Origin of the sequence: Actinomadura rubrisoli, assembly GCF_004349215.1 — a bacterium.
Lineage (GTDB): Bacteria > Actinomycetota > Actinomycetes > Streptosporangiales > Streptosporangiaceae > Spirillospora > Spirillospora rubrisoli.
In genome coordinates, this window is record NZ_SMKU01000014.1 from 18,817 (window position 1) to 34,860 (window position 16,044).

Genomic DNA, 16,044 nt, shown 5'->3' on the forward strand with positions numbered 1-16,044 from the left:
GGGCTGCCTGACAGGAAGGAGGGAACATGAGCTCCCCCGATGGTGACCGCGAACGGATCCTGGCAACGGTCACCGACATCGTCTCGGCGGAATTCTCAGTCCCCGGCGAGCAGCTCGATCCGGCGACCGTGCTCTTGCGTACCGAAGGCGGTGAGTCGGTCAAGCTGATGCGGGCGACCGCACGTATCGAGGATGAGTTCGGAGTCAGGATCCTCTCCCGGCAGCAGGCCACCTGGTCGATCAACGATTTCGTCGATCAGGTCCTCCTGGCACTGGCCTCCGCAAGTGCGCGGCGACCATGACCCACCCGACCATGACCCACCCGACCATGACACGGCCGCACGTCATCACAGGCGCCACCGGACTGCTGGGGTCGGCGCTTCTGCTGGAGCTGCTCCAGCGAACGACTTCCGACATCTGGTGCCTGGTCCGCGCAGGCGATGAGAACCAGGCCATGGAGCGGATCACAGCCGCTCTGCGCTCGGCCGCGAACGCCTACGGCTCGGCCCGGCACCTGCACGCCGGCGCTGTCGAAAGCCGCTGCCACCCTTTGCCGGGAGATATCCAGAATTCCCGCTTCGGGCTGTCTGAACGCCGGTTGCCGCGCGCCGCTCTTTTCTGGCACTGCGCGGCGACCCTGCAATATCACGAGACCGCTGCGGCCGACATTGAGACGATCAATGTCCGCTCGGTCCAGCAGGCCCTGGACCTGTGCAGGGCCACAGACGCGCAACTGAACTATGTCAGCACGGCATACGTGGCCGGGCGCGGCGACGGCGTTCGATTCGAGGTCCTTCCCGATCTCGCGCGTCCGGTGCGCAACCTGTACGAGTCCTCCAAAGCGCGAGCCGAGACACTCGTCTCCAGAAGCGCCGTGCCGTGGCGGATCATGCGGCCGAGCATCATCAGCGCGCATAGTACGTCCGGCAAGGCGCCGTCAGGCACGCCGGTGAGCAGACTCCTGGGCAAGCTCCAGGTCTTCCGCGACATCCATCTCACCTCCGGCACCGAGGAGCTCACCGTTCCAGCGGATTCCGAAACCGAACTCAATTTCGTACCCGTGGACCTGGCCGCCGGCGCGCTGGCGGATGTCGGCACCCTCGGCCCGACCGCGACAGTCTTCCATATCACCAACAAAATCGGCACCAAGATCGGGACCGTGTACCCGGAAATGTTCCGCCGCGCCGGGCTCCCGGAGCCGATCCTGTCGACCCGGAATCCGGAGATGACCGCACTCGACGTCCGGCTGGCCGAGATCATGGAGTTCGACCTTCAATATGCCGTCGGGCACCAGACCTTCGACAGGAGCAATACCGATCGGGTCATCGGAGGCGATACCCTGAAATTCGCGATAACGGAAAACGCTTTGAACTAAAACGCAGCGACAGTCTTGAAGGGGCAATGATGAGCGTTCTTGAGGAAAGGAACCTCCAAACGACCGCCCGCTGGATCGAGCTCTACAACAATGACGTGCACCGTATGATCGACGAAGTGTACGCCGACGAATTCGCGCTGCGGCTGCCCGGGTTCATCGAACTCACCGACAAGACGGCGTTTCACGAGGCGGAAGCGTACGTCCTCCAGCAGGCCCCGGACCGGAAGGGGCGCATCCTCCGCGCGGTGGCGAAAGACGACACCGTCACGGTCGAGTGCGTCCTGACCGGAACCGACCCCGAGAGCGGGCACCCCTGGGAGACCTACTTTTGCGCGATCCTGCGGTTCCGCGACGGCAGGATCTACGCGGATCACTCCTACATCGACGTCGCGAAGTGGCCAGGGGTCGCGGACATCCTCAACGGCACTGTCCCTGGAAAGGAGGAAAACCGCTCAGCGAGGTGATCTCAGTGCGTGTTCGGGATGGCGCTTGTCATCGGTTCGGAGATGCGCCGTGACGTCGATGAGCGGAGCCGGGATCGTGGTCCCTCCGCTGTATTCACCGTTCTGCTCGGCGATCCACCCCGCCCACACGGCCATCGACGCCAGCACCCGGGAGTGGGCGGAGGCGTTCGGGATCGGGAACGTCCGGCTGGTGGATCACGACATCGGAACGTTCGCCGCGCGGATCCTGCCGGAGGGCGACCGCGATGTCGTGCAACTGCTGGGCGACTTCGTGGTCTGGCTCTTCGGGGTCGATGACGGGTACTGCGAGGAAGGGGACCTCGGCCGGGAACCGGGGGAGCTCGCCGGGCAGCTCTCCCGGCTGCTGCGGGTCGCCCAGAATCCTGAGGCTCCGCTGCTGCCGGGTGATCCACTGGCCGAGGGCCTGCGCGACCTGCGGCGTCGCCTCGACGCTCATGCCTCGCCGACGCAACGGGCCCGGTGGATCGACGCGCTGCGGGAGTACTTCCTGGCGGTGGTCTGGGAAGCCCAGCACCGCGTGCACGCCACCATCCCGAGCCTGGCGGACTACACCCTGATGCGGCTGTATGACGGCGCGACCACGGCCGTACCGCCGCTCCTGGAGGCGGGGCACGGATACGAGTTGCCGGCCGACGTGCGAGACAGCCGTCCCGTGCGCGCCCTTGCCGAGATGACGTACTTCATCATCGCCTGGGACAACGACATCCTCTCCTTCCACAAGGAGCAGCGGGCAGGCCACTACTGCCTCAACGCCGTACGAGTCCTCGCCCACGAATCAGGCGTCCCGCACGACGAGGCTCTCGTCACGGCGGTCGCTCAGCGCGATCGGGTGAGCTGCCAGTTCCTGCGGTTGCGCGACATGCTTTCCGCGGAGGCGACCGGCGATCTGCGGCAGTACCTCGCCGGCCTGAGCTCCTTCATCCGCGCCGCCCAGGACTGGGGGATCACCTCCCGCCGCTACACCACCCCGCACGACCCGGCGCCGCTGCCGACCGGCTTCGCCACCGAGCCCACCGACGACAGCACCGATCCCTTGCCCATTCCCGCTATCGCCTGGTGGTGGGACCCGGAATTGCGCCGACCGTTGACACGGTGACGGACGCGTCATTCGCTGAGGAATCTGCGCAACGCGATCAGGAGATCGTCGCCGGCGTCCTCCACGACGAGGTGACCGGCACGCTGGAAGGCGCAGACGCGGGCGTTCGGGAAGCGTTCTCGCCATTGGCGCAGGAACGCGGGATCGAAGACGGGGTCGTGCCGTCCCCAGCCGATCAGCATGGGAACGTGGGCGAACCGGCTCAGGGAGTCGCTGATCCGGCACAGCAGCGGCCAGGCCGGATCGCCGGGGCCCAGAGGGATGTCCTGGACGAACCGCTGGACGGCCAGGCGGCCGCCCGGCTGGTGGTAAGGGGTCAGGTAGGCGGCCCGGACGGCCCGTGGCAGCGGCCGCCGCACTCCGAACGGCGGCAGCGTCGCGAGCCGGGCGAAGGCGTTGTGCCGCAGGAACAGGCGCCCGCCCAGCCGGGTGTCGCGCAGCACCCGGAACGGGATCCGCAGCGCGGGCCGGGGCCGGGCGCCGTGCGGATTGGGAAAGGCCGCGGTGTTCAGGACGACCAGGCGGGACACGCGCTCGGGATGCCGACGCGCCCAGCCCATGCCGATCGGTCCGCCCCAGTCGTGCATCACCAGCGTCCAGCCGCGGTCGGGGACGCCCTGGGAGGTGATGAGGTGATCGGTGAGAGCGTCCAGATCGTCGATGCGTGAGGCGAGCGTGAAGGTGTAGCGGTCATCGGCGGGTTTGTCGGACAGCCCCATGCCGATGTGGTCGGGCGCGATGCACCGGAACCGGTCGCGCAGGGCCAGCACGGGGCGCCGCCACAGGTAGCTCCAGGTCGGGTTGCCGTGCACGAACAGCACCGGAGGCCCGCTTCCCTCGTCCAGATAGTGCTGTCGCAGGCGGTGCGGCGCGCGCCGATCGCCAGGGGGGCCGGCGTGGACGTACCAGTGCGAGTCGAACGGGTAGCCGGGAAGGACGGTCATCGCACCCCTCAGAGGATGGTGGGCCAGGAAGCCGCCGTCCCCGGTCACCGGCGCCGTCACCCCCGCCTCCCCAGCCGGCGGGCCGCCCAGGCGGCGAGCACGTGGCGGCGGATCTTGCTGTTGTGCCGGACGTCCACGGGAAAGGACCGGTGCGGCAGTACATCGGTGATGCCGGCGGCGGGCAGGCGCTCACCGGCGACCTCCAGTACCGCGTGGACGAGGCCGGTGCGCCGCCGGCGGCCGAGACCGGGTTCGGGTTCGACCACCAGTACCGGACGCTGCGCCCCGGCCGGGCCGACGCCGACCAGCGCCGTCCGCCGTACTCCGGCCACGGCCGCGAAGACGGGCTCGACCTGGTCGGTGTACAGCTCGCCGTGGCCGGTGCGGACCCGTTCGCACTTGCGGCCGGCGAACCACAACCGGCCCTGCTCGTCGACCCGGCCCACGTCGCCCATGCGGTGCCAGACCCGGTCGCCGTCGCTGATCCGGGCCAGCCGCGTCGCATCGGGCCGGTCGAGGTAGGGGTCGCTGACCGCGGGCGACGCGACGGTGATCTCCCCGATGGCCCCGGGCGGCACCTCCAGGCCGTCGCTCCATTCGTCGACCGGGTCGTCGCCGACGCCGATGATCCGGACGAGGACGCCCGGCAGCGGGACGCCCAGGCACGTTCCGGCGCCGTGTGCGGTGGCCTGGCCGGTCTCGGCGAGTTCACGTGCCTCGATCGCGGCGACCGGCATGCATTCGGTGGCCCCGTACACCGACAGCAGCCGTGCCCGCTCGGTGAGGCAGCCGCGCATGCGCTCCGACACCGCCAGCGGCAGAGGCGCACCGGCGGTCACCACGTCGGTGACCGATTCCAGTACCACGCGGCGGGCGGCGCAGTGCCGGGACAGCCGGTCCAGCAGTGCCGGCGGAGCGAAGAGCCCCGCGACCCGGTGCCGCCGGACGTCGCGGACGAGCCGGGCCGGATCGGCCCGCAGGGGACGGCGCGGATCGACGTCGGGGATCACCGCGGTGGCCCCGAACGCCAGGCAGGCCACCATGAACGGCGGGAACGTCGACATCACCGGTGCCGCGGGCCGCCACACCCGCAGCGGCGAGAGCAGGTCGAACTGCGCTGCCAGATGCCGGTACCGCAGCGGGACGCCCTTAGGTGCCCCGGTCGATCCGGAGGTGTAGGCGATCACGGCCGGCTCGTCGGGCGCGGGCAGCGGCCGGTCGCGGTCCATCGCAGGCGTGGCGGCGCGCAGCCGGTGCAGGGTCCGGCCGAACCAGAACCGACGCGGACCCACGGTGACGACGATGCGGGCGTCGGCGCGGGCCCAGCCCAGCACCAGCCGGGCCGCCTGCGCCTGCGGGATCCCGATGAACGCCTCCGGCGCCACCTCCCGCAGGCAGGTCCGCACCGCACCGGGCCCGAGACCGGGATCGACCACCACCGGAACCGCACGCAACCGCAACACCGCCAGCACCAGCGGCAGCAGCCCTTGCCGCGGCGGCACCAGCAGCACCGTGCGGGTGCCCGGACGCAGCCCCGCCCGCTCCAGCGCCGCCGCCGTGTGGTCCACCTCCTCCAGCAGCTGGGCATAGGTCGTCGACGTGGGCTCCTGCCCGGGAACCACGCACGCCGCCACGTCGGAATGATCACGAACGAGGCCCTGGACGAGCGCCGATATGCCGGTGGCCGGGCCCATCGCCTCCCCCTCCCGTCCCCCGGTCACCATCGCGACACCGGCCCGGCGTGCCGGCAGTCCGCGCCACCACCCATGTCACCCCAAAAGGTCACGTTAAGCGTTCACTTCATTACAAGCTGCAAGAATAGGGCCACCATGCGCAACGGGCCATCGGTCCCGAGACACCTAACCGCGCAGCATGGACGACCTCACCCTGGCCCACGCGTGCGGCCACCCCATCTGCTCGCCGAACCCGGACGGAACGCGCGGTGCATGCCCCTGAGGAGTGAGCGGTACCGGGTCTGATGAAGCCTGGGGGAAGATCATTCATTCGGTAACGCCCATGAGTTTCGACGTTCTTGAGGCGTACGGTGGATTGATATCGCGAAATCCGCCCATCCAGAGAGATCATGCAGCGTTCCGTCCCTGTCCTGGCCGTCCTGGCGCTCGGTGGAGCGCTGCTGCTAGGCGGCTGCCGGTATCACTCTCACAGCTGCCATTACCGCGGATGCCATGTGACCGTCTCCGGCGCCGGTCAGACCGTGGAGGTGAGCGGCGTCCACCTCACGGTCTCGCGGATTTCGAGCCAGGGGATGACCGTGGCCACCGACGGTTCCGGGCCAACGGTGATCGGCGTCGGGCAGAGCACCCGCGTCGGCCGCTTCAAGATCAAGGTGGCGTCCGCCGACAACGACAAGGTCAAGTTCGACATAGAGGGAGAGTGGATTTGGGTGAGGCCGTTCCTGTGACCCCAACGGCGGAACTGATGATCAAGAGAAAGGCTCCCGGGCCCGCGCCCCAGGGCGGGTCAGGAGTCGGCGGCGTCGTGGGCGAGGATGGCGAGCTGGATGCGGTTGGACATGTCCAGCTTCGTCAGGGCGCTGGAGATGTGGGCCTTGACGCTGCCCACCGACATGTAGAGGCGCTCGGCGATCTCGGAGTTCGGGAGCCCCTCGGCGACGGCGGCCGCCACCTCCCGTTCGCGCTGCGACAGCACGGCCAGGCGCCGGCGCGCCTCGGCCGCGCGGGTGCCCTCGGCCGAGGGCGCGGTGAGGCGGTCGATCAGCCTGCGGGCCACGGCCGGTGAGAGCACGGGCTCGCCCGCCGCGGAGCGCCGCACGGCGTCGACGATCTCGTCCGGCCCGGCGTGCTTGAGCAGGAAGCCGGCCGCCCCGGCGCGCAGCGCGGCCACGATGTTGGCGTCGTCGCCGAACGTCGTCAGCACGATGACCTCCGGTGCCCCGTCCCCGCGGGCGGTGAGGGCCCGGGTCGCGGCGATGCCGTCCAGGTACGGCATCCGCACGTCCATGAGGACGACGTCGGGCAGCAGGCGGGCCACGGCGTCGACGACGCCGGTGCCGTCGTCGGCCTCTCCCACCACCTCCAGGTCGCGGGCGCCGCGCAGCATCAGCCGCAACCCGGTCCGCACCAGCGGGTCGTCGTCGACGAGCAGGACCCGGACGGGGGCGGGCGTCTCACCGGTCATGGCGGCCACGGTAGCCGGGCGGCCAGCCGGAAGGCCCCGCCGCGCGGGCCGTGCTCCAGGGTGCCGCCGTCCAGCGCCACCCGTTCGGCAAGGCCGGTCAGGCCCCGTCCGGTTCCGGGCAGGATCGCGGCGGCGGGGTCCGTCATCGCGCTGGTCACCACCACCTCCAGGCCGTCGCCGGGCCGTCCGGCGAACCGTACGGTGACCGGGGCGCCGGGGGCGTGTTTGCGGGCATTGGTCAGGCCCTCCTGGACCGTGCGGTAGGCGGTGCGCTGTATCTGGGGACGAGGCGGGGCCGGTGCTTCGAGCACGTCCCCGCCCTCGAACGCGATCCGCTGCCCGGCGGCCCGCGCCTCGTCGATCAGGCCGGTGATCTCGGCCATGCGCGGCTGCGGCCGGGACGGGACGAGACCCCCGGCGCGGGACGGGTCCTCGGCGCCGGGCTCGCCCGGGCCCAGCACCGCCAGCACGTCGCCGAGCTCGTCGAGGGCCAGGCGGGCGTTGCCGCGGATGACCTCGACCGCCTCCCGCACCTCGGCGGCGTCCAGCGGCGGTCCCTGCCCGGTCTCGGCCTGGGCCGTGCGGTAGGCCAGCGCCCCGGCGTGCATGGCCAGCAGGGAGACCCGGTGGGCCAGCACGTCGTGCATCTCGCGGGCGATCCGCGCCCGCTCGGCCCGCCGGGCGTCGGCGACCTGCAGCGCGTGCTCGCGCCGCCGCCGTTCGGCCTCCAGGCGCGCGGCGGCCGCCAGCCGGCGTCGGGCCCGTACCGCGATGCCCCATCCGAGCGGCGCCACGAAGATCAGGACCAGCGCCGCCGCGTTCTGCCCGCCGGTGCTGCCCGGCGGCGGGAAGATCAGCCCGGAAGGCACGACCACCAGCAGGTGGAGCCCGGTGACCAGCGCGGCGACCGGCCACTCCCGGTGGACGGCCACGGTGAGCACGGCGACGACGGCGGCGCCGGTCGCGGCGGCCGACACCGCGAGCAGCGGCACCAGCAGGAGGGCCAGCCCCAGCGGGTAGCGCCTCCGCCGGCACAGGGCCAGGCACGCGAGCGCGCCGAGCCAGGGATCGGCCGTGGTCGCCCAGCCGGGCAGGCCGTCCTGCTGCGGAAGGGTCCGCTGGACGTCGGCCCACACCAGCCACGCGCCGCCGAGCAGCGCGATGTCGGCCGCCCAGTGGCGGTGCCCGTTGAGAGGGGCGGCCTCGCGGAGCCGGTGCATGACCCGAGCCTAGAGACCGGGCGGCCCGCCGGGCACTGGCCGACCGGCCGGTGGTCGTGGCCGCCCGGCCAGGATCGGTGGCCGGGCGGCCGAGGCCGCGACCCGGATCCCGGTGGTGGGCTCACCGGCATGAACGTCATCAACGCAACCGCGGTCACCGCGACACTCGCTGTGGGACTGACCGGCGTGGCCGGGGCGCGGGCGGACGCGCGCGACGGGACGGCCCCGATCAAGATCGAGGGCGAGTCCGCGACCCGGACGAACATCCCCAGGGCGGCCGACCGGCGAGCGTCCGGGGGCAAGTACCTGGCGCTGGCCTCGGCTCACCGGCCAAGCGGACAGGGCTGGTACGCCACGTACACCGTCCATGCTCCGGCCGCGGGCCCGTACCGCCTGGAGGCGACGCTGTCCTCCCCGGTGGAGCAGGCGGAGTCCTCCCCAGGGGAACAGACGGACGAGATCGACGTCGGCTCCCACTTCGCCCTGGCGGTCAATGGCGGCCCGTTCACCCAGGTCGCCCGATCGCAGGCGTACTGGGCGGGGGCCCCACACGCCTGGGGCGACCTTCACCGGCTACGCCTGGACGACGTCGAGCTGCGCCGGGGCATCAACAAGATCACCTTCAGGATCGACGAGCCCGTGGCCGTGGCAGGGGCGGTGCTCCACCGGTTCCTGCTCGATTCGTTCACCCTGACCCGGGTGCCGATCGCGCTGTCGAGCGTCCACATCCAGGACCCCGCCACCAACCTCGGCGTCTACCGATCGGGGGCGGACCTGCGCTTCCGCCTCAACGGGCGCGCGGCGGCCCCGCAGACCGTCCGGTACGAGATCAGCGACTACCGCTCCGCCCGGGTCGCCTCGGGGAGCGTCACGATCCCCGCCGGGACCACGACGGCGGCCCTCGCGCTGCCGGACCTGCGTCCGGGCCACTACACGACGCGCGCGACACTGTCCGGGACGACGGTGGTCGGACGCTTCGCGCGGCTGCCCCGGCAGCGGCCCGTCCACGGTGCCGGCAACCGGTTCGGCGTCAACAACTGGGTCCGCGCGCTGGTGCCGTCGTCCCGGCTGGACGCGCTGGCCGGCGCGCTGCGGCAGATGGGGGCCGGGTACGTGCGCGACGGCCGGTCCTGGCCCGCTACCGAGCCGCGCCGCGGCCGCTACGCGCCGACCCCGCAGGACCGCGTCACCGCCGCGCTCCACGGCCACGGCCTCAAGACGCTAGAGGTCATCGAAGGACCGCCGGAGTGGGCGATGACCCCGGCCTCCGTTCCGCTCCCGTTCGACCTGCGCGCCGCCTACGGATACGCCCGGCACCTGGCGGGCAAGGCCCCCGGGACCCGGCCCGACGTCGTCCAGATGTCGAACGAGCCCGACGTCGACGACACCGCGAGCACCGGCGACCAGCAGGCCGCCTACGTCAAGGCGGCCGCGCTCGGCGCCGCGTCCCGCCGCGACCGGCCGCTCATCGCGCTGCCCGGCATCGCGGACGAGGGCCCCTACCAGCGGCTGATGCTGCGCAGCGACGTCGTCCGGTACGCCGACATCTGGTCCTTCCACGGCTACCCGTGGCCGCCGGGAACACCCGAGCCCGAGGTTCCGAGTTCCGCCGGGGACCAGCGCGAGCTCTGGCGCCGGCAGGGCGGCGGGACCGCGATGTGGATGACCGAATCCGGGGTCTTCCTGCCCGTGGAGCCCGGCCAGGACCCCGGCCGGGCCCGGCAGTCCGAGCAGGCGCGCTACCTGGTCCGGTCGGCCGTCGAAGACCTCGCGGCCGGGGTGGACAAGCACTTCTGGTTCGCCGCGCCGCCGCTGACCGACGACGGGGTCACGTTCTCGGTGTTCAGCCGCGACTTCCAGCCGCTGCCCGCCTACAGCGCGCACGCCGCCCTCACCGCGCTGCTGGGCAGGGCGGACTTCGTGCGGCGGCTGCCCGGCCTGCCCACCGGAACCTCCGGTCACCTCTTCGACAGCGGCACCAGGACGGTCACGGTGTTGTGGGCGGCCAAGCCCACCCGCGTCAAGGTCCCGGTGCCCGGCCCGGCGGACCTCTACGACATCATGGGCGCGCCGCTGGGCACGGCGGAACGGGCCGCGGACGGAACCGTGCGCGTGACGGCGTCACCCGACCCGATCTACCTCGTGTCGCGCCGCGCCGGAAGCCGCCCGGCCCGTCCGGATGGCGAGCGGCGGCCCCGGCGCGCCCCAACGGCTGCCGAGCAGATCGTCCTCAGCCAGCGGTACTCCGCCGCCAACGCCGCCCCCGGCAAGGACGACGGCGAGACCGAACCGCCCCTCGGCTACCGGATGGACACCACGACACGCATGTGGCTCGACGTCTACAACTTCGGCCACCGGCCGCGAAAGATCACCGTGTCCGGACGAACCCCCAGCGGCTGGACGATCCGACCCGGCGCCCCCACCACCGTCACGGTCCCCGCCCAGGGCCGCGTCAGCGTCCCCTACGCCATCACCGCAGGCGCCGGACCCCGCCCGGGCGTGGACTACGAGCTCACCTTCACCGGAACCCTCGGCGGCCACCCGATCCCACCTTCCACCTCCTGGATCCAGCTCAAGCGATAACGACGGTGGCGTAGGGCCGCGCGCCGCGGCGACGTACGGGCAAGGGCACCGGAGCACCCCTGCTCACCGCAGGGCCTCGCGAGGTGTTCGCACGGGCTCTCGCGTCGGCCCCGGACGACCGCTACGAATCGGCTGCGGCGCTGATGGCCGACGCCCGAGCGGAGCTCTCCCGGCCCCTGGGCGGCGGCGCCGCGGGCGGGTTGAGCGCTCCGCCGACCGATCCGAGTGGCGCCGATACCAGACCTCCGCCGGGAAACGGCTCGTCCAGGGGCCGTTAACGAGACGCCGCAGGTCGTCGCTGGTCTGGGCCTCGGCGGGCGCGGCGACGGTCGCCGGTCTCGTAAGAACGACCGTGGTCGCCACGCTGACCTTCGGCCACACCTCCATCGTGGACGGACGGTGCGGCACGAGCTGGGTGCACGGGCACTCTCCCGAGGTCGCGGACGCTCGGGATGGGTGCTGAGGACGTGGCTCAGAAGCGAGTGCCGACCGTGACGACGCTCGCCGGCAGCGGTGGCGAGGCCGAGGACACCGAGGTCAGGGGGGAGGCAGCAGGCGCCGGACGTCGTCGAAGGTGAGCTGCCCGCTGTGGATGACGTACTCGGCCAGGTGCTGCATCGCGTTGGGGCCCTTGACCTCCGCGACGCCCGCCTTGGAGAGCCGCTCGCGCAGATGCTCGACGCGGCGGCGCACCTGAGCCGGGGTGTGGTAGGGCCCGATGCGCTTGGCGGCGCCGGTGTAGCTGCGGATGCTCTCGATGCGGGACGGGTTCAGCATGTAGTTCTCAAGCAGCGCGGCCAGCGCCTGCCGGTCGTCGTCGCTGAGCCTGACGTTGAGCCCTGACACGGTGGGCGGGCCCGGAGGCTCGCCGTCGGAAAGGTGGGCATCGGAGTTGCCCTGCGGTGTCACGATGAGGATGTGCTGGTTCCGCCGGCCGTCGACGTGCTGGTTCGGCCGGCCGTCGACGATCACTCGCGTGACGACGTCGAGCGGGTGCCGGCGTTGCCTGGGGAGCACGTTGCGGGGGGCGCGGTCGTCCGACACGATGAGGGGACGGCTGCGGCTGTCGTTCACCAGCCACCAGATCCCGTTCTCCCAGCGCACCGTTCCGGCCCGGCGTGAGATGCCCGTGTCCTCCGGGTCGAGGCAGATCGTGCATCCGATGTCGCGGCCGAAGGTGACCGGATCGGTCTCGGTGGCGAGATAGTGGTCGCCGTTGAAAGTGATCGTCGTGTGGTTCATGGCTCGTCCCGCTGCTGGGTGGTGTCAGGTGGAGGGGGAGCCGCAGCGCAGCTCGATGATCGCGACGGCGGCCTCGCGCAGTTCGCGCGACAGGGTGCGGCGGTTCGGCGTGATGACCGTCGTCCTGTGACCCTTGGCGAACGGGGCGAAGATGCCGTCCCTGCTGGCGATGAAGAACTCACCGTAGCCCTGCGCGGCCAGGAGATGACCGCAGTCGAGCAGCAGGTGGTCCGCGCTGTCGGGCTCCCGGGGCGCGATGAGGACCCTGGGGCACCGGCCGGCGAGCAGGGCCAGGTGACGTCGCAGTGCCCACGTCTGGGCGGCCACGACGGTGTGCTGCACCGGGCCGGCCACGGTGAAGATCGCTTCGAGTCGCCGGGACGCGAGGCTGTCGGGCACCCGGTCGCCCTGCTCGTGGAGCATGTTCTCAAGGTCGATGAGCAATGCCCTCCGGGGCGGGCCCGGCCGGGGGACGGCGCTGAGTGTGCTCCTTCCGATCCGGGCTCCGAGGGGTGTCAGGGGGTATCGATCCCGGCGGCGGAGGGGCCGGGGCCTGGGCATGTCCAACGGGGTTGGACGCCGCCACTGTCGTTGCATCATGATGAATCAGTATGGGTCCGGCCGTGGAGCGACTCAAGACGCCGACCGTCCTCCGGGCCCGATTGGGGAGGGCTCCACATGGGGAATGACCCTCTTCACCGGTGCTCAGCATGGGGAGGACTCCCCAATCGGCGAGAAGCGGTTGACCGGTCAGAGAGGCGGGTGGTTGGGTTGCAGCGTACTGAATCGGTGAATGAATGTGCATGAGTGAGTGCCGGCTGCGGGACCGGCCGGCCGTGCCGTGCCACCCCATCGCCGTGCCCGGATCGACATCGGGGACGAAATGAGGTGGGCATGAACGAACCGATCGAGCCGCCCGAGGAGCGGCAGCAGCTCGCCGCCGAGCTGCGGAAGCTGCGCGACCAGGCGGGGGTCAGCGGCCGTGAGCTGGCGACGGGGATAGGGGGGATCAGCCAGTCCAAGGTGTCGCGGATCGAATCCGGCAAGGCGATGCCGACGCTGCCGCAGGTCGAACGGTGGGCCGATCTCACGGGCGCCTCACCCGAGCAGAAGAGAGCACTGATCAAACTGGCCGAACGTGCCTTCACGGAGATCCATTCCTGGTCGAGGCCCCTGCGAGACAGTCCACACGCCCAGCACGAGATCAGCGAACAGGAGGCTGACGCATGGATGGTCCGCACCTTCCAGCCCTCAAGCGTCCCGGGACTGCTGCAGACCGCGCAGTACGCCCGGCACGTGTTCGGCCTGTCACCGCTGCCCAGCGTCAGGGAGGACATCGCCGCCGCGGTCGCCGACCGGATGCGGCGCCAGCTGGCGGTGTACGAGCTCGACCAGGGCTTCGAGTTCCTGATCACCGAGGAGGCGCTGCGCTGGTGCCCCGGCCCGGACGCCGCCGCGCTCCTGCCCGCCCAGCTCGACCGCGTCGCCTCGCTGAGCACGCTGGAGAACATCTCCATCGGCGTCCTTCCGGCCGGCGGGCAGGCCCTGGCCTACGCCTCCCACGGCTTCGTGATCTACGAGGGGCACGAGGCCGACGCCACCTTCGTGACGGTCGAGGCCATCCACGCCGGCATGAGGCTCTTCGATCCCGGCGAGATCGACATCTACAAGCAGACCTGGTTCGCGCTGGAGCGGATGGCGGTCTTCGGCGACGAGGCCCGCGGCCTCCTCGCGGAGCTGGCCTCCGAACTCCGCTGACCGGGGCGGCGCCGCCCCCGCGCCGCCGACCGGCGGAGCAGGGGACGCCCCGGCGCGTGCGCCTCGGCCTCCCGGTACCGCGGGGGGCCTCAGTGCTCGATGAAGCCGCGCACCGCCGCGGCCAGCGCCGTCCGTCCAGCGCGTGCCAGCGGGGGGACGGGCCCGTCGGGTGCCTTGGAGTCGCGCACGCAGAGCACCCCGCCGCTCACGGCGAGCTCGACGCATTCGCCGTGGGGCCCCGCTGTGGGTGCTCTTACGCCATTCCAGGGAGCCGCTGACCCGCCCATTCTCGGTCCTGCTCATGATGAACGACCGCGGGTGGTGGCCAGAGCCGGCACCCGGCCGGGCCCGTTCCCCGTAGCGAGCGTCGCGCAGATCCATTGCTGGGCCGGGCCGGGCGGCTGGCGCGTCCCTACGGGGACCGCAGGCAGGCCGGCGTCACGACGTTCGAGCAGGCCGAGCGGCACGAACGGCGCTGGTTCGCCGAGCATGACGCCGCGTCCGAGATCGCGTGGCGGCTCACCTGCCTGCATGAGCTGCGGTACGGCCGCGGCGCCCGCGACCGCGACCGGCTGGACCGCGACCTGCGCCGGCTGTATCCGGTCGTGGCGGACATCTCCCAGCCGATCACCGAGACGCGGGACATCGGGTTCCCGAGCATCCTGGAGGTTCTCCAGGAGGGCATCGGCGCCAAGCGGACCTCCCGTCCCTCGACGCTGACCGAGGGCATGGCACGCCGCCAGGCGCGGGCCTTCCGCTCGCGCTTCGTCGGCCTCTCCTACCAGCGCCGCATGCACTCCGGCATCTCGGACTTCCCGCGGGAGCTGTTCTACGGGGGTGTGTCCCTCCGGGACGCCAACACCATCGCCGTCCGCGACAACAATTGGGGGATAGGCGTCCTTGTAATAGAGGGTAGACCACGGCTGGTTCGAGCGATTCCATTGCGGGTCGCCCAGGTCCACGTCCGGAACACCATGCTGGGCGGATCGGGCAGGTCCTTGAACCAAAACCTGGTGATCACGCCGAAGTTGCCGTGCGCGCGGGGTCCTTCGGTGTCTGCCGCACGGCCTCGGCCAGCGCGTCCCGGGCCTCCTCGGGGGAGCGGACCAGCCGGACATATTCGGATTCGGCTATCCATCGCTGGTTGAATCCGCGGCTGAGCGCCGGGTGCCGCTTGTCACCAGGCCGCACAATCGCCGACAACTCGGGCGAATTCGAGGTCATCAACACCACCTCCGCAGGGAACCCTTCCTCGCCGAGCCGCCGCGCGGGGCGCGAAAGCCCCCGACTACTATCAGTTTTACATCGCGCACTCTACGGAAACGCCTAGGGGTCGACGGTTGCGGCCCAAGTCGGGTGCAGCGTTCGGTCAGGTGTGGGCTTCCGTCTCAAGCGGCTTTCGCCATGGGCTGTCGCGGCGGAAGAGCCATAGTCCGATGGCCAGGAGGATCAGGCCGATGATCCCGTCCAGCCAGTAGTGGTTGCCCGTCACTACGACGACATAGGTCATCAACAGCGGGTGAAGCACGATGATCCAGCGCCATGGGCTCCGCGCGATCCTCACGACCGCGATCGCGAACAGGAACGACCAGCCGACGTGCATCGACGGCATGGCGGCGTATTGATTGAACAGGCCGTGGTTCTCGTACGAGCCGCCGTACACGGCATGGCCGAACAGTTGCGCGGTGTCGGCCATCCCGAGATCAGGGCGCATCCGCGGCGGTGCCAGCGGGTAGACGAAGTGCCCCACGAGCTCAAGACCGGTGATGGACACGATTACTCGGCGAAACCAAAGGAAATGCTCTGGGTGCCAGAGCAGTAGCCAGGCCGTGACCAGCACGAAGTCCGTGAAATGGACGTACTTGTAGTAGAGGTCCGCCGCGCGGATTCCCGGCTCCCAGTGCAGCGCCCACCGCTGCAGGGACGCCTCGCTGGGGATGTGCAGCCAGCGCTCGAAATGCCACACGTCGTCGGAGTTCGGGAACGCCCGGCCGATGTGTCGCCCGGCCACCGCCCGGCCGATGGTGTAGACAATCCACAGCGCGCCGAGGACGAGCGCGTGCCGCAGGGCGTGCCGCCAGGTCGACCAGGAGCGTATGGACGGGGCGCTGGCCGGCGCCCCGAGCTCGTCGTCGGACGTCACGAGGGTGATCCTACGACGCGCCCGTAACCCCCGGCGGCC

Annotated in this window: 16 protein-coding genes; 8 read left to right on the forward strand and 8 right to left on the reverse strand. The window is 71.1% G+C overall.

The annotated features are described in order from the left end of the window. Positions 1-26: 26 nt before the first annotated feature. Genes E1298_RS05605 through E1298_RS05620 form a run of 4 tightly spaced genes read left to right on the forward strand, consistent with a single transcriptional unit; the run spans position 27 to position 2,956 of the window. Positions 27-302, forward strand: coding sequence for an acyl carrier protein (locus E1298_RS05605; RefSeq protein WP_131889678.1), 276 nt, complete (start codon positions 27-29; stop codon positions 300-302). Positions 303-313: 11 nt separating this feature from the next. Continuing rightward, the gene (locus E1298_RS05610; RefSeq protein ID WP_165975313.1) at positions 314-1,375 is read left to right on the forward strand and encodes an SDR family oxidoreductase; all 1,062 of its coding nucleotides are present in this window, start codon (positions 314-316) and stop codon (positions 1,373-1,375) included. A gap of 29 nt (positions 1,376-1,404) precedes the next feature. Further along, positions 1,405-1,839, forward strand: coding sequence for a nuclear transport factor 2 family protein (locus tag E1298_RS05615; RefSeq protein ID WP_165975314.1), 435 nt, complete (start codon positions 1,405-1,407; stop codon positions 1,837-1,839). A 58-nt stretch (positions 1,840-1,897) separates the two neighbouring features. Beyond that, positions 1,898-2,956, forward strand: coding sequence for a selina-4(15),7(11)-diene synthase (locus E1298_RS05620; RefSeq protein WP_131889712.1), 1,059 nt, complete (start codon positions 1,898-1,900; stop codon positions 2,954-2,956). An 8-nt stretch (positions 2,957-2,964) separates the two neighbouring features. On the opposite strand, the gene E1298_RS05625 is transcribed toward E1298_RS05620, so the two are convergent. Further along, positions 2,965-3,960 carry an alpha/beta fold hydrolase gene (locus E1298_RS05625; RefSeq protein ID WP_207944463.1) on the reverse strand — a complete coding sequence of 332 codons (996 nt, stop codon included), beginning with the start codon at positions 3,958-3,960 and terminating at the stop codon, positions 2,965-2,967. Then, complete coding sequence (locus E1298_RS05630) at positions 3,957-5,624, reverse strand: fatty acid CoA ligase family protein (protein ID WP_131889681.1); 1,668 nt, start codon at positions 5,622-5,624, stop codon at positions 3,957-3,959. The genes E1298_RS05625 and E1298_RS05630 overlap by 4 nt, the downstream gene beginning before the upstream one ends. A gap of 359 nt (positions 5,625-5,983) precedes the next feature. Between E1298_RS05630 and E1298_RS05635 the strand changes: the two genes are divergently transcribed. Beyond that, positions 5,984-6,322 (forward strand): hypothetical protein, encoded by a 339-nt coding sequence (locus E1298_RS05635; RefSeq protein WP_165975315.1) that lies wholly within the window; start codon positions 5,984-5,986, stop codon positions 6,320-6,322. Positions 6,323-6,381: 59 nt separating this feature from the next. On the opposite strand, the gene E1298_RS05640 is transcribed toward E1298_RS05635, so the two are convergent. Continuing rightward, entirely contained in the window at positions 6,382-7,059 is a 678-nt protein-coding gene (locus E1298_RS05640; protein WP_131889683.1) for a response regulator, read from the reverse strand. Further along, positions 7,056-8,279, reverse strand: coding sequence for a sensor histidine kinase (locus tag E1298_RS05645; protein WP_131889684.1), 1,224 nt, complete (start codon positions 8,277-8,279; stop codon positions 7,056-7,058). The genes E1298_RS05640 and E1298_RS05645 overlap by 4 nt, the downstream gene beginning before the upstream one ends. A gap of 129 nt (positions 8,280-8,408) precedes the next feature. Here E1298_RS05645 and E1298_RS05650 point away from each other — a divergent pair, with 129 nt between their 5' ends. Beyond that, complete coding sequence (locus E1298_RS05650; protein ID WP_131889685.1) at positions 8,409-10,862, forward strand: hypothetical protein; 2,454 nt, start codon at positions 8,409-8,411, stop codon at positions 10,860-10,862. Positions 10,863-11,399: 537 nt separating this feature from the next. On the opposite strand, the gene E1298_RS05655 is transcribed toward E1298_RS05650, so the two are convergent. After that, positions 11,400-12,104, reverse strand: coding sequence for an FHA domain-containing protein (locus E1298_RS05655; RefSeq protein WP_131889686.1), 705 nt, complete (start codon positions 12,102-12,104; stop codon positions 11,400-11,402). A gap of 24 nt (positions 12,105-12,128) precedes the next feature. Further along, a complete protein-coding gene (locus E1298_RS05660; protein WP_131889687.1) occupies positions 12,129-12,527 on the reverse strand; it encodes an NYN domain-containing protein in 399 nt (132 codons plus the stop codon). Positions 12,528-12,998: 471 nt separating this feature from the next. Here E1298_RS05660 and E1298_RS05665 point away from each other — a divergent pair, with 471 nt between their 5' ends. Then, positions 12,999-13,862: a helix-turn-helix domain-containing protein gene (locus E1298_RS05665; RefSeq protein WP_131889688.1), complete on the forward strand. Its 864-nt coding sequence runs from the start codon at positions 12,999-13,001 to the stop codon at positions 13,860-13,862. Positions 13,863-13,951: 89 nt separating this feature from the next. Here the strand turns inward: E1298_RS05665 and E1298_RS51725 are convergent, their stop codons facing one another. Continuing rightward, on the reverse strand, positions 13,952-14,149 hold the full coding sequence (locus tag E1298_RS51725) for a DUF397 domain-containing protein (protein ID WP_424923068.1): 198 nt from the start codon (positions 14,147-14,149) through the stop codon (positions 13,952-13,954). Positions 14,150-14,242: 93 nt separating this feature from the next. On the opposite strand from E1298_RS51725, the gene E1298_RS47755 reads away from it, so the two are divergent. Continuing rightward, positions 14,243-15,010, forward strand: coding sequence for an ATP-binding protein (locus E1298_RS47755; protein ID WP_165975316.1), 768 nt, complete (start codon positions 14,243-14,245; stop codon positions 15,008-15,010). Positions 15,011-15,231: 221 nt separating this feature from the next. On the opposite strand, the gene E1298_RS05685 is transcribed toward E1298_RS47755, so the two are convergent. Further along, on the reverse strand, positions 15,232-16,005 hold the full coding sequence (locus E1298_RS05685; RefSeq protein ID WP_165975317.1) for a phosphatase PAP2 family protein: 774 nt from the start codon (positions 16,003-16,005) through the stop codon (positions 15,232-15,234). Between the last annotated feature and the right edge of the window lie 39 nt (positions 16,006-16,044).